Origin of the sequence: Thermus brockianus, from assembly GCF_001880325.1 — a bacterium.
Taxonomy (GTDB): domain Bacteria; phylum Deinococcota; class Deinococci; order Deinococcales; family Thermaceae; genus Thermus; species Thermus brockianus.
On sequence record NZ_CP016312.1, the window covers coordinates 1,676,834 to 1,688,416 of the forward strand.

At 66.5% G+C, this 11,583-nt stretch carries 12 protein-coding genes and 1 tRNA gene; 7 read left to right on the forward strand and 6 right to left on the reverse strand.

From position 1 onward, the window contains the following. Nucleotides 1-2 precede the first annotated feature (2 nt). From A0O31_RS09045 to A0O31_RS09060, 4 genes are read left to right on the forward strand one after another with little or no spacing between them, the layout of a single operon-like run. Entirely contained in the window at nucleotides 3-857 is an 855-nt protein-coding gene (locus A0O31_RS09045) for an NAD(P)H-dependent flavin oxidoreductase (RefSeq protein ID WP_071677575.1), read from the forward strand. Between the two features lie 51 nt (nucleotides 858-908). Next, nucleotides 909-2,618: an FAD-dependent oxidoreductase gene (locus A0O31_RS09050; protein WP_071677576.1), complete on the forward strand. Its 1,710-nt coding sequence runs from the start codon at nucleotides 909-911 to the stop codon at nucleotides 2,616-2,618. Nucleotides 2,619-2,627: 9 nt separating this feature from the next. Continuing rightward, on the forward strand, nucleotides 2,628-3,122 hold the full coding sequence (locus A0O31_RS09055) for a DJ-1/PfpI family protein (protein WP_071677577.1): 495 nt from the start codon (nucleotides 2,628-2,630) through the stop codon (nucleotides 3,120-3,122). A 25-nt stretch (nucleotides 3,123-3,147) separates the two neighbouring features. Then, entirely contained in the window at nucleotides 3,148-3,756 is a 609-nt protein-coding gene (locus A0O31_RS09060; RefSeq protein ID WP_071677578.1) for a TetR/AcrR family transcriptional regulator, read from the forward strand. On the opposite strand, the gene uvrA is transcribed toward A0O31_RS09060, so the two are convergent. Further along, nucleotides 3,753-6,611, reverse strand: coding sequence for an excinuclease ABC subunit UvrA (uvrA, locus tag A0O31_RS09065; RefSeq protein WP_071677579.1), 2,859 nt, complete (start codon nucleotides 6,609-6,611; stop codon nucleotides 3,753-3,755). The two genes, A0O31_RS09060 and uvrA, sit on opposite strands and share 4 nt — an antisense overlap. A gap of 61 nt (nucleotides 6,612-6,672) precedes the next feature. Here uvrA and A0O31_RS09070 point away from each other — a divergent pair, with 61 nt between their 5' ends. Then, complete coding sequence (locus A0O31_RS09070; protein ID WP_071677580.1) at nucleotides 6,673-7,704, forward strand: SIS domain-containing protein; 1,032 nt, start codon at nucleotides 6,673-6,675, stop codon at nucleotides 7,702-7,704. Here the strand turns inward: A0O31_RS09070 and A0O31_RS09075 are convergent. Further along, on the reverse strand, nucleotides 7,701-8,030 hold the full coding sequence (locus A0O31_RS09075; RefSeq protein WP_071677960.1) for a tRNA-binding protein: 330 nt from the start codon (nucleotides 8,028-8,030) through the stop codon (nucleotides 7,701-7,703). The two genes, A0O31_RS09070 and A0O31_RS09075, sit on opposite strands and share 4 nt — an antisense overlap. Before the next feature lie 44 nt (nucleotides 8,031-8,074). Next, a tRNA-Ile gene (locus A0O31_RS09080) sits at nucleotides 8,075-8,151 on the reverse strand. Between the two features lie 75 nt (nucleotides 8,152-8,226). Between A0O31_RS09080 and A0O31_RS09085 the strand changes: the two genes are divergently transcribed. Together A0O31_RS09085 and A0O31_RS09090 are read left to right on the forward strand one after the other, a co-directional pair. Beyond that, nucleotides 8,227-8,418: a YgaP family membrane protein gene (locus A0O31_RS09085; protein ID WP_071677581.1), complete on the forward strand. Its 192-nt coding sequence runs from the start codon at nucleotides 8,227-8,229 to the stop codon at nucleotides 8,416-8,418. Continuing rightward, nucleotides 8,415-8,939 (forward strand): ribonuclease FAU-1 family protein, encoded by a 525-nt coding sequence (locus tag A0O31_RS09090; protein WP_071677582.1) that lies wholly within the window; start codon nucleotides 8,415-8,417, stop codon nucleotides 8,937-8,939. The genes A0O31_RS09085 and A0O31_RS09090 overlap by 4 nt, the downstream gene beginning before the upstream one ends. Here the strand turns inward: A0O31_RS09090 and A0O31_RS09095 are convergent. The 3 genes from A0O31_RS09095 to A0O31_RS09105 form a co-directional block, all read right to left on the reverse strand. Continuing rightward, on the reverse strand, nucleotides 8,936-9,955 hold the full coding sequence (locus tag A0O31_RS09095) for a hypothetical protein (RefSeq protein ID WP_071677583.1): 1,020 nt from the start codon (nucleotides 9,953-9,955) through the stop codon (nucleotides 8,936-8,938). The genes A0O31_RS09090 and A0O31_RS09095 overlap by 4 nt on opposite strands. A 7-nt stretch (nucleotides 9,956-9,962) precedes the next feature. Then, nucleotides 9,963-10,511 carry a LabA-like NYN domain-containing protein gene (locus A0O31_RS09100; RefSeq protein ID WP_071677584.1) on the reverse strand — a complete coding sequence of 183 codons (549 nt, stop codon included), beginning with the start codon at nucleotides 10,509-10,511 and terminating at the stop codon, nucleotides 9,963-9,965. Between the two features lie 61 nt (nucleotides 10,512-10,572). Further along, nucleotides 10,573-11,580, reverse strand: coding sequence for an NAD(P)/FAD-dependent oxidoreductase (locus A0O31_RS09105; RefSeq protein WP_071677961.1), 1,008 nt, complete (start codon nucleotides 11,578-11,580; stop codon nucleotides 10,573-10,575). Nucleotides 11,581-11,583 lie beyond the last annotated feature (3 nt).

Below are 11,583 nucleotides of genomic sequence, written 5' to 3' on the forward strand. Positions count from 1 at the left end.
CTATGGAGACTGCCATCACGAGGATGCTGGGCATCCGCTACCCCATCGTGGCCGCCCCCATGTTCTTGGTTTCCGGGGCCAGGCTCCTTTTGGCCGTGGCCGAGGCGGGGGCCATCGGGGTCATCCCTAGCCTCAACTTCCGCACCCACGCCGCCTTTCGGGAGTTCTTGGAAACCTTCCCCGAGGGGGTTCCCTTCGGCGTGAACCTGATCCTGAAGGCTAACCCCCGCCTCGAGGAGGACCTCCAGGCGGTGGCCGAGCGCCAGGTCCCCCTGGTGGTCACCTCCTTGGGGGACCCAACGCGGGTGGTGGAGAAGGTCAAGGCCTACGGGGGCGTGGTCTGGTGCGACGTGGTGGGGTTAAGGCACGGCAGGAAGGCGGTGGAGGCGGGGGCCGATGCCCTGGTGGCTGTGGCGGCGGGAGCCGGGGGGCATGCGGGGGTGGTGAGCCCCTTCGTCCTGGGCCCCTGGCTCAGGGAGGAGCTTGGGGTGCCCGTCCTGATCGCTGGGGGGATCGCCACGGGAAGGCAGCTCCTTGCCGCCTTGGCCCTGGGGGACGGGGCCTACATCGGCACCCGGTTCATCGCCACCTTGGAGTCCGAGGCGCCTTTGGAGTACAAGGAGGCCCTTCTCCGGGCTACCCCTGAGGAGATCCAGTACACCCCCGAGGTCACCGGGGTGCCCGCCAACTTCCTCCAGGAGTCCCTGGAGCGCTTCCGCCAAGGCGGGGGGAAGGCCTGGAAGGAGGTCTACTCTGCAGGGCACGGGGTGGCCTTCATTCGGGACATCCCCTCGGCCAAGGAGGTGGTGGCCCGCCTGGTGGCGGAGTACGAGGAGGCCAAACGTAGCCTTCCCTAGGGCCTGGCGCTTGGGGGCTTCCCGGGGCGAACCCGGGCTTTTTTGCCGACCATGCGAAGGTGTATAGCGCTCCTTACCCTCTTGGGCCTCGTCTGGGCCCAGTACGACCTGGTGGTTTACGGGGCGACCCCGCAAGGCATCACGGCGGCGGTGGCCGCAGCCCAGGAAGGGCTGAAGGTGGCCTTGGTGGAACCCGGCCGGGGCGTGGGGGGCGTTCTTACCCAGGGGTGGCTCGCCACCTTGGACGTGGCCAAGGATGGGGAGGGCCTTCTCCAGGGAGGGCTTTTCCGGACCTTCTACCGCCTCGTGGGGGGCGAGGCTTCCTTTGACGTGAAGCGGGCGGAGGACGTTTTCTTGGGGATGCTGCGGGAAGCGGGGGTGGAGGTGCGCTTGGAAGAGCCCTTGGACGGGGTAGAGGTGGCGGCCGCGCGCATTCTCGCCCTGAAGACGCCCAAAGCCACCTACCAAGCCCCCTACTTTGTGGATGCGAGCGACACGGCGGAGTTGGCCTTCCGGGCCGGGGCCTCCTTCACCTTGGGCCGGGAGGACACGGGGCTAGACCGGCGCACCATGGCCGCCACCTTGGTCTTCCGCCTGGAGGGGGTACCTTGGGGGGCGGTCTTTTTGGCCCTCAACTACGAGGGACAGGTGCGGCGCACGGGAGCCGGGGCCTGGGGCCGAAGCGGCTGGGGCTTTGGCGAGTTGGTGCGGGGGTATGTGGCCTCGGACCTAAGCCGTTATGCCCTGAGGGGCCTGAACCTGGCCCGCCAGGACGACGGCACCCTCCTGGTGAACGCCCTCCTCCTTTTCGGCCTGGAAGGGTTGGACCCATGGGATTTGGAGCGCAAGCGGCAGGAGGCGGCGGGGGAGGTGGAGCGGGTGGTGGCCTTTCTGCGGGAGAAGGACCCCCTGCTCTTCGGCACCGCCCGCCTGGCCGGGGTAGCCCCGGCCCTTTACCTGCGGGAAAGCCGCCACCTCAAGGCCCTTTACCGCTTGCGGGCGGAGGAGGTCCTCCTGGGCCAGGACTTTCCCGATGCGGTGGCCCTAGGCGGCTATCCCCTGGACGGCCAGGCCTACTTCCCCGGGGAGACCCCTTACCTCCTGGGGACGCCAGCGCCCTACGGCGTTCCCTTCCGCACCCTTGTCCCTAGGGAGCTTGCCAACCTGCTGGTGGTTTCCCAGGCGGCGGGGTTTGATAACGTGGCGGCCTTTTCCGCCCGGGTGGTTCCCCTGCAGATGGCCTTGGGGGAGGCGGCGGGCGTGGCGGTGGCCCGCTTGCGGCTGGCCCCCCAGGTGGGCCTGGGACGGGTACCCTTGGGGAGCTTCCAGGAGTTTGCTGCGAGCCCTGGGGCCCTCCAGTCCCTGCGCCAGCGGCTTTGGGAGCGGGGTGCCCGGCTTTCCTCCAAGGAGAAGGGCCGGGTGGAAGCGGGTGGCGTGGGCTACCGGGAGGCGGTGAGCCTCTTAAGGCGGGGGCTTTTTGCCGGGCCCTACTACCTAAAAGGGAGCCTGGGCCTTTCGGAGCCCATGCTGCTAGGCGACCTTCTGGCCAACCTGGAACACTACTACCGGGCCAAGGGGCCTGAGGAGCGTCTGAGGGTGGTCCTCAAGGCCAGGGAGCTGTACCGGGAGGAATTGCAGCAACCCCTGCAGCGGTCCCTTCTGAACCGGATCCTCCAAGCCCTGGGGGAGGCCCCGGTTCCGGGGGACGGGCGGATAAGCCGGGGCGAGGCGGCCCGGCTCCTCTTCCGCCTTCTGCCATAATGGCCTAGGGTGCTTGCGGTCCTGCTCCTTCCGGAGTTTTCCGAGCTGGAGGCTGCTATAGGCCTCGAGGCGGCCCGCCGCCTGGGGGTTCCCGCCTACACCGTGGCCAAGGGCAGGAAGGGGACGCCTGGGCTTGCGGGCTCGGTCTGGACCCCCACGTACGCCTTTCCCGCGGCCCCCCCTCCCAAGGCCCTTCTCATCCCCGGGGCCAGAAGGCCGGAAAGGGCGGCGAAGGACCCCGCTTGGCTAGCGTTTTTGGGGGAGGTATGGGAGGGCTTGGAGGCGGTCTTCGTGGGCCATAACGCCCATCTTTTCCTGGCCGAGGCGGGCCGGCTTCCCTTGGCGGTGGCCGCTTGCCCGGAGGTGGCGGGTACGCTAGCGGGGATGGGCTATCGGGTGAAGGAAGTCCCCTTTCACCGGGAGGAACGGGTCTACACCACCCAGGGGGGGCTCGCCCTCCTGGCGGCCTTGGCGGACTGGGCACAGAAAGCGGTTGTGCTATGAGTTTGAACTGGAGTACACTAAGCCCATGTCCGTCCGGGAGTACCAAAAGAAGCGCCGCCGGGACCGCATCTTCCAGGCGGCCATGAAGCTTTTCCGCGAGCGGGGTTTCCGGGAAACCACCGCCGCGGACATCGCCAAGGCGGCCCACGTTTCCCGTGGTACCTTCTTCAACTATTTCCCCTACAAAGAGGCGGTGCTTTTGGAGTACGGCAGCTTTCTCTTGGACCTCTTGAGGGAGGAGGTTCGGCGCTGGCTGGCTGAGGGGCAGGATCCCTTGGCGGTGTTGCGCTACGTTTTCCGGGAGTTGGCTACCTTCACTAAGTCGGAGAAGGACCTACTCCTTCCGCTCCTCTACGAGCTTTTAAACCCGGACCCCATCCGGGCCCGGGCGGCCTTCCAGGCCCTGCCCTTGGGGGACCTAATTGCGGAAATCCTGAAACCCCTGCAGGAGAAGAGGGTGGTGCGCCAGGACCTCTCCTTGGAGCGCATGGGGCGCACCCTGGCGGACCTTTACTTCTTGGCGGCCTTGCGTTGGGCGGCTTACACCCCAAAGCGCGACCTAGAGGAGGAGCTGGACAAGTTTTTGACCTTGGCCCTCGAGGGCATGCTGGCGCGGGAACCCGTCCAGGCCTAGTCCGTCGCCACTTTAAGCCTTTCGGCGATCTCGGGAATGCGCGCCAGGAAGACCCCCGTGGGGCTTCCCGAAAGGGCCACCTCCTCCGGGGTGCCCTCGGCCACGATCTCCCCGCCCCGGTCCCCGCCCTCGGGGCCCAGGTCAATGACCCAGTCCGCCGTCTTCACCACGTCCAGGTTGTGCTCAATGACCACCACGGTGTTGCCCGCCTCCACCAGGCGGTGGAGCACGTCCAAAAGCTTGGCCACGTCCTCAAAGTGGAGGCCGGTGGTGGGCTCGTCCAGGATGTACAGGGTGCGGCCCGTGGCCTTGCGCCCGAGCTCCGTGGCCAGCTTGATCCGCTGGGCCTCGCCGCCGGAGAGGGTGGGGGAAGGTTGGCCAAGCCGCATGTAGCCGAGCCCCACGTCCACCATGAGCTGGAGCTTGCGGGCGATGGTGGGAACGTTTTGGAAAAACTCCAGGGCCTCCTCGGCGGTCATGTCCAGGACATCGGCGATGCTCTTGCCCCTTAGCTTCACCTCGAGGGTTTCCTTGTTGTACCGCTTCCCCTTGCAAACCTCGCAGGGCACGTAAAGGTCGGGCAGGAAGAGCATCTCAATCTTCACCGTGCCGTCCCCACCGCAGGCCTCGCACCGCCCCCCCTTGACGTTGAAGGAGAAGCGGCCTGGGCCGTAGCCTCGCTTCCTGGCCTCCGGGGTCTTGGCGAAGAGGTCGCGGATCTCGTCAAAGATGCCCGTGTAGGTGGCGGGGTTGGAGCGGGGGGTGCGGCCGATGGGGGACTGGTCAATCTCAATGACCTTGTCCAGGTGTTCTATGCCCTCCAGGGCCTCGTAGGCCCCCGGGGTGGTCTTGGCCCGCATGAGCCTTTGCGCCAGGGCGGCGTAGAGGACATCGTGGATCAGGGTGCTCTTGCCGCTTCCCGAGGGCCCCGTTACCGCCACGAAGCGGCCCAAGGGGATGCGCAGGGTGACGTTTTTCAGGTTGTGCTCCCGGGCACCCCTGAGGACGAGCCACTTGCCGTTCCCCTTGCGCCTTTCCTTGGGTACGGGGATTTTCTTTTCGCCCCTCAGGTACGCCCCCGTGAGGCTACGGGGATTGTTTAGGATTTCCTCCAAGGGTCCTTGGGCCACCACCTCCCCCCCGTGGATCCCCGCCCCCGGGCCCATGTCCACAATCCAATCGGCGGCCCGCATGGTCTCCTCGTCGTGTTCCACCACGATGAGGGTGTTGCCCAGGGCCTGGAGCCGCTTTAGGGTGGCGATGAGGCGCTGGTTGTCCCGGGGGTGGAGGCCGATGGAGGGTTCGTCCAGGACGTAGAGGACCCCCGTGAGGCCGCTCCCCACCTGGGTGGCCAGGCGGATGCGTTGCGCCTCTCCCCCCGAGAGGGTGTTGGCCGCCCGGTCCAGGGTGAGGTAGTCCAGGCCCACCCCCACCAGGAAGCCGAGCCTCTCCACGATTTCCCGGAGGATGGGCCGGGCGATCTGGGCCTGGAAGGGGGAGAGGTGTGCCTCAAGCCCCTGGAAGAAGGCCAAGGCCTCCCGCACGGGCAAGGCGGAGACCTCGGCGATGTTCTTGCCCCCTACCCGCACCGAGAGCACCTCCTTCTTGTAGCGCGTGCCCCCGCAGGCCGGGCAAGGCTTTAAGGACATGAAGCCCTCCAGGGCCTCCCGCACCCCCTCGGACTCCGCCTCCTGGTAGCGCTTTTCCAACCAGGGGATGACCCCTTCGTAGTGCACCTCCACCCGGAAGGTCTCCTTCCCCCCCCGGCGGAAGACCACCTCAAAGGGCTCGGGTAGGCCGTAGAGCACCGCCCGTTGCACCGCCTCCGGCAGGTCCTTGAAGGGGGTCTTGAGGTCAAAGCCCAGGTACTCGGCAAGGGCCCTTAAGCGGTCCCAAAGGTAGCTCCGCCCCGTGTCCCGGCCCCGGGCCCAGGGCAGGATGGCCCCTTCCGCCAGGGAAAGCTCGGGGTTGACCACCAGCTCGGGGTCAAACTCCTGCTTGTACCCAAGCCCCGAGCAGGCGGGGCAGGCCCCGTAAGGGGCGTTGAAGGAGAAGATGCGGGGTTCCAGCTCCTCCAGGACGCTTCCGTGTTCGGGGCAGGCGAACTTTTCCGAGTAGAGCTCTTCCTCGCCCGTATCGGGGTAGAGGACGCGCAAAAGCCCCTCGCCCCGGAGGAGGGCGAGCTCCACCGCCTCGGCGATGCGGGGGCGTTCCTCCTCCTTGAGGACCACCCGGTCCACCACCAGGTCAATGTCGTGCTTCTCGTACTTCTCCAGGTTGAGGCCTTGCGCCTCCTCCAGGAGGTAGATCACCCCGTCCACCCGCACCCGGGCGTATCCCTCCTTCATGAGTTGTTGGAAGAGTTTCCGGTACTCCCCCTTCCTCCCCCGCACCAGGGGGGCCATGAGGACGGCCCGGGTGCCCTGGGGCTTTTGCAGGAGGCGGTCGGTGATTTCGCTGGCGGACTGCTTCTCAATGGGGCGGCCGCAGGTGGGGCAGTAGGCCTGGCCCACCCGGGCGAAGAGGAGGCGGAGGTAGTCGTGGATCTCCGTCACCGTGCCCACGGTGGAGCGGGGGTTGTGGCTCGTGGTCTTCTGGTCAATGGAGATGGCGGGGGAGAGGCCTTCGATGCTCTCCACCTCCGGCTTGTCCATGACCCCGAGGAACTGGCGGGCGTAGCTGGAGAGGCTTTCCACGTAGCGCCGTTGCCCCTCGGCGTAGATGGTGTCAAAGGCTAAGGTGCTTTTCCCCGAGCCCGAAACCCCGGTGATGACGATGAATTTTCCCCTGGGGAGCTCGAGGCTGATGTTTTTGAGGTTGTGCTCCCTCGCGCCCCGGATGACGATGCGGTCCATCCGTGGAAGTATACCACCCCTTCCGGGAAGGGGCTAGGGTAGCCGGGCTACAATGGCTCTTATGGTTTCCTCCATGCGCCGCGAAGCGGAAGAGGCGCCCAAAGTGGTGGAGAGGCTCCTTCGGGAGAACGAGGGGGAGGTCAAGGCCTTGGCCGCCTTCCTGCGGCGTAGGCCCCCCGCCCTGGTCCTCACCGTGGCCCGGGGGAGTTCGGACCACGCCGCCCTTTTCGCCAAGTACCTCCTCGAGGCCCGCCTGGAGTGGCCCGTGCTCCCCTTGGCCCCTTCCGTCCTCACCCTGTACCGGGCGCGGCCCAGGCTCCCCCATCCCTCCCTGCTCCTCGCCTACAGCCAAAGCGGGGAAAGCCCGGACCTTTTGGAAGCCGTGCGGGCCTACCGGGAAAGGGGCGTCCTCACCGTGGCCTTGGTGAACCGGGAGGATAGCCCCTTGGCCAAGGCGGCGGAGGTGGTCCTCCCCCTCCATGCGGGGGAGGAAAGGGCGGTGGCGGCCACCAAGAGCTTCTTGGCCATGTTGGCGGCCACGGCGCACCTCCTCGCCCATCTCTTGGAAGGCCCTGGGCTTAGGGAGGCCTTGCCGGCTTTGCCCGAAGCCTTGAACCGGGCTTTGGAACCGAAGGGCGACCTGGGGTATTTGGAGGAGGCGGAGAACCTCTTCGTGCTGGGGCGGGGCTTCGCCTTCCCCGTGGCCCTCGAGGCGGCCCTAAAGCTCAAGGAGGTGGCGGCCCTCCACGCCGAGGGGCTTTCCCTGGCGGAGTTCCTCCACGGGCCCCAGGCCCTTTTGGAGGAGGGCTTTCCCGTGCTGGCTTTGGTGCAGAGGGACGAGGCCCTGGAAACGGTTCTAGGGACCCTGGAAAGCCTACGGGTTAAGGGGGCTCACCTTTTGGTCCTTTCCCCCGAGCCCGACGCCTTGGCCCTGGCCCACACCCCCTTGGCCCTTCCCGTGGCCCTTACCCCCGAGCTAACCCCCCTTCTCCTCGCCCAGGCCTTTTACCCCCTGGCGGAGGCCCTAGCCCAGGCCCGCGGCCAGGACCCCGACCGCCCCCGCCACCTCAGCAAGGTGACCCGGACCCGCTAGAAGACCTTCTCCCCCAGGGGTACCTCCCGTTCGGGGGTGAGGAGGACCACCCGGCCCTCCTCGTCCTTCACCCCCAGGACCAGGACCTCCGAGGGGAAGCCCCCGATGACCCGGGTGCCCAGGTTCACGGCACAGACCACCAGGCGGCCCACCAGGCCCTCGGGCGTGTAGAGCTCGGTGATCTGGGCCGAGCTCCGCTTCACCCCTAGGGGCCCCAGGTCAATCCAGAGCTTGTAGCTGGGCTTTCGGGCCTTCTCGTGGACCTCCGCCTTCACCACCCGGCCCACGCGCAACTCCAGGAGCTGGAAAGCTTCCAGGGCCTCCATGCCCTCCATTCTGCCAAAAGGAAAGGGCCCCTAAGGGGCCCCTTTGGTGGGCCGTGCAGGACTTGAACCTGCAACCAACCGGTTATGAGCCGGCCGCTCTGACCGATTGAGCTAACGGCCCACGCCAAGGGCTTATTGTAGCACAAGGCCAAACGTCCTGGCCCACCTGGTGTACGCTTGAAGGCGGAGGTCAGCCATGACGGTGAACGAAAGCACCGCCGATAGGGTCATCCGGTTCGTCCTGGCCCTGGTCCTCTTCTACTTCGCCTTCCAGTCCGCCTCTCCCTGGAACTGGATTTTGGGCATCGTGGCCGTGGTCCTCCTCTTCACCGCCATCACCGGCTTCTGCGCCCTTTACAAGGTCCTGGGCATCAGCACCAAGCGGTGAGCTGGCCCCTTGCCCCGGGGGACTCCGTCCGGGTGGAGTTCTGGAAGTACCCGGAGGGGGTCCTTCACTACTACTGGGAGGCCCGGGTGGTGGAGGTGCGGCCCGAGGGCGTGCTCACCCTCCTGCCCCAGGGTGGGGTCTTCCACCACGTGGCCAAGGGGCGGTCTGTGGTCCTGGACCACGACGCCTACGTGGCCTTTTTCCCCGGGGCCTGGTACTCAGGCGGGCCCGACGTGCGGGAGGGGCGGGTCTTGGAGTACTACTGGAACGTGCAGACCCCAGCGGAGTGGACGGGGAAGGCCCTGCGGCAGTACGACCTGGAACTGGACGTGAAGTGCCGGGCGGACCACACCTGCGAAGTGTTTGACCGGGAGGAGTTTTGGGCCAAAAGGGCCCTCTATCCTCCCCTTTGGGTGGCGGAGGCGGAAAGGGCGGTGGAGGCCATCTTCCGGCACATGCGGGAAGGGCGCTGGCCGGTCCTACCCCCGGGGGAACCCCTCCCTTGGATGGAGCGGGTTTAGGGGAGAAGGCGGGGCGGGTAGGCGCTGGGCGAGGCCTGGGTGCCAGGGCCGTAGATCCTTTCGGGAATAAGGGTCTGGCCCTCCAGGTGCCAGTGGCCCTCCAGGACCTCTTCGTAGAGGAGGCCCTTAAAGAACCCATGGAAGCTATCCTCCCAGGTTTCCAGGTTCTGGGCCCTCAAGGGGTAGTTGTGCCAGGCGGGGCCTAGGTAGTGGAGCCAGGGGTCCTCGAGGGGGCGGGTATCCCCAGGCGAAAGCCCCAAAATGGCATTGAAATAGCCCCTTAGGCGGCTTGCCGTGAAAAGAAGGTTGAGGTAGGGGTCCTCCAACGCCGCCCGGGCCTCCGCCTCTGTGCGGGGAAAGGGCCTTGCGGGGTCCCAGGCGCCAAACCGCCTTAGCCTTTCCTCCTGTTTGAGGGCGTCTTCCCAGCTCATCTGGGCGAGGCCCAGGGTGCGGCTAAAAGGGGCTTGGCCCTGAAGCGTCGCTAGGTCTTCGGCCAAGGCGTCCGCTGCTTCCCGCACGCTTCGGGAAAGCCCCAGGGCCTTGTCCCCCCCGTACTGCTCGTTGTCCACAATGGCCGCCAAGGTGCCTTTGGGGATGTGCAAGGCCCCTGCCGCCGCCCGAATCTCCCTGGTGTGGGGCAGGACGTGGTGAGGAGCCGTGGGAAGGCCCCGGAGGTCCACCCTTTGCCTCCGGTGGGCTTGGCCGATGGCTTCCACCCACCGCTTGGCGGCGGCGAGGGCGGCCTGGGGTTCGGCGAAGGCCGAGTGCTTTCCCGCCCGCTGGTTGCTGAGCTCCAAGCGTAAAAGCCGGTCGTAGGCCCGGGCCGCCCCTTCCCCCAGGAGGAGGCGAAGGCTCGCCTTGTTCCGAAGATGCAGGGCCACAAGCCTCTCCCGAACCGCCTTGGGGTAGGGGAGAAGCGCCCGCAGGCTCGGGGAGGGTGGGGCTTCCGGGAAGGTGGGCGGGGTCCAAAAAAGAAGGCCCGCCAGCAGGAGGACGAGCCAGGGCCCAGGGCGCATGGCCCTTTCAGGGTTTTCCCTCTTCCACCGTAGCGGGGGGTACTTCCACCGTGGCCTCCACAGGGTAGCCCACGTAGGTGCGCCGGCCCCCTAGGGTCCTTTCCAGCACCTCCCGCCACTCGGGTAGGTTCAGAAAACGGTCCGCCTGGTTGCGGAGCTCCAGGTCGGCCAGTTCGTGGACGCCTAGGAGGTGGACTTCCTTGCCCATAGCCCTAAGGGCGGCAAAGGTGTGGGCCAGGTCCCCGGAGCCGCTCGCCACGATGGCCCGGTCCCAGCGGGGGGCGGTGGTGAGGAGGTCGGTGGCGATCATGGCCTCAAAACGGGCTTCCCCCCGGATGAGGCGGCTTCGCACCGTGTAGCCCATGAAGACCAGGGCGTCAATGAACCGTTGTTGTCGCTCGTCTTCGGGGTCGGTGATGGGCACGTAGTAGAAGGCGTTGTAAAGCTGCTCGGGGGTGGCGAACTGCGTGAGGACGCGCCGGTGGTCCACGTTCCACCCTAAGCGCTTAGCCGCCAGGTACATGTAGGAACCGTCAATGAAAAGGGCAACCCGCATATGCCCCCATGATAGAACAAGCGAAACCCCCTGGGGTCCAGGCCCCAGGGGGTGGAGGTCCTTAAGCAGGGGTTTTCTCCTCCGCCTTCTCCGAGGAGTGGCCCGGGTTCACCTTTAGGGCGGGGTTGGCGTAGGCGGCGGCGTGGTTAGCGGCGATGGCGGCCTCGCCAAACCCCAGAACGATGAGAGGGAGCTTTCCCGGGTACGTGACGATGTCCCCGCAGGCGTAGACCCCGGGGATGCTGGTGGCCATGGTGGTGTCCACCTTGATCTTGTTCTTTTCCAGCTCCAGGCCCCAGTTGGCCAAGGGGCCCAGCTTGGTAAGGTAGCCCGCCAGGATAAGCACGGCGTCCACCGCCAGCACCACCTCTTCCTGGGTTTGGTTGTGGAAAATCACCACCTGCTTCACCCAGCTATCCCCCTCTATCCGCCGCACCTCGTAGGGGGTAAGTACCCGAAGTTTCCCTTCCTCCTGGGCCTGGAGAAGCTCCCTCACGCTGGCCTCGTGGGCCCGGAACTGGGGCCTGCGGTGGATGAGGGTGATTTCTTGGGCGGTGCCCAGCAGGTTGAGGGCCCAGTCCACGGCGCTATCCCCCCCGCCCACGATCAGCACCCGCTTCCCCTGAAACTCCGCCTTGGCCTTCACGGCGTAGTACACCCCTTTGCCCTCAAATTCCTTCTCCCCAGGGGCCCCGAGACGCCTGGGCTCAAAGGCTCCCACCCCTGCGGCGATGATGACCGCCTTGGCGGTGTAGGTCTGGCCCGTGGAGGTGGTGACCCTGAAATGGTCGCCATCCTTCTCCAGGGTTTCTGCCCGCTCCCCTAGGCTGTAAATCGGGTTAAAGGGGGCCACCTGCTCCACGAGGCCCTTCACCAGGTCCTTGGCGTATACCTTAGGAAAGCCCGCCACGTCGTAGATGTATTTTTCCGGGTAGAGAGCGCTAAGTTGGCCCCCAGGTTCCGGCAAAGGGTCTACGAAACGAAAGGAAAGCCCCCGCATCCCCACGTAGAAACCCGCAAAGAGACCCGCTGGCCCCGCACCGATGATGAGGACGTCCGTATGTTCCATAAA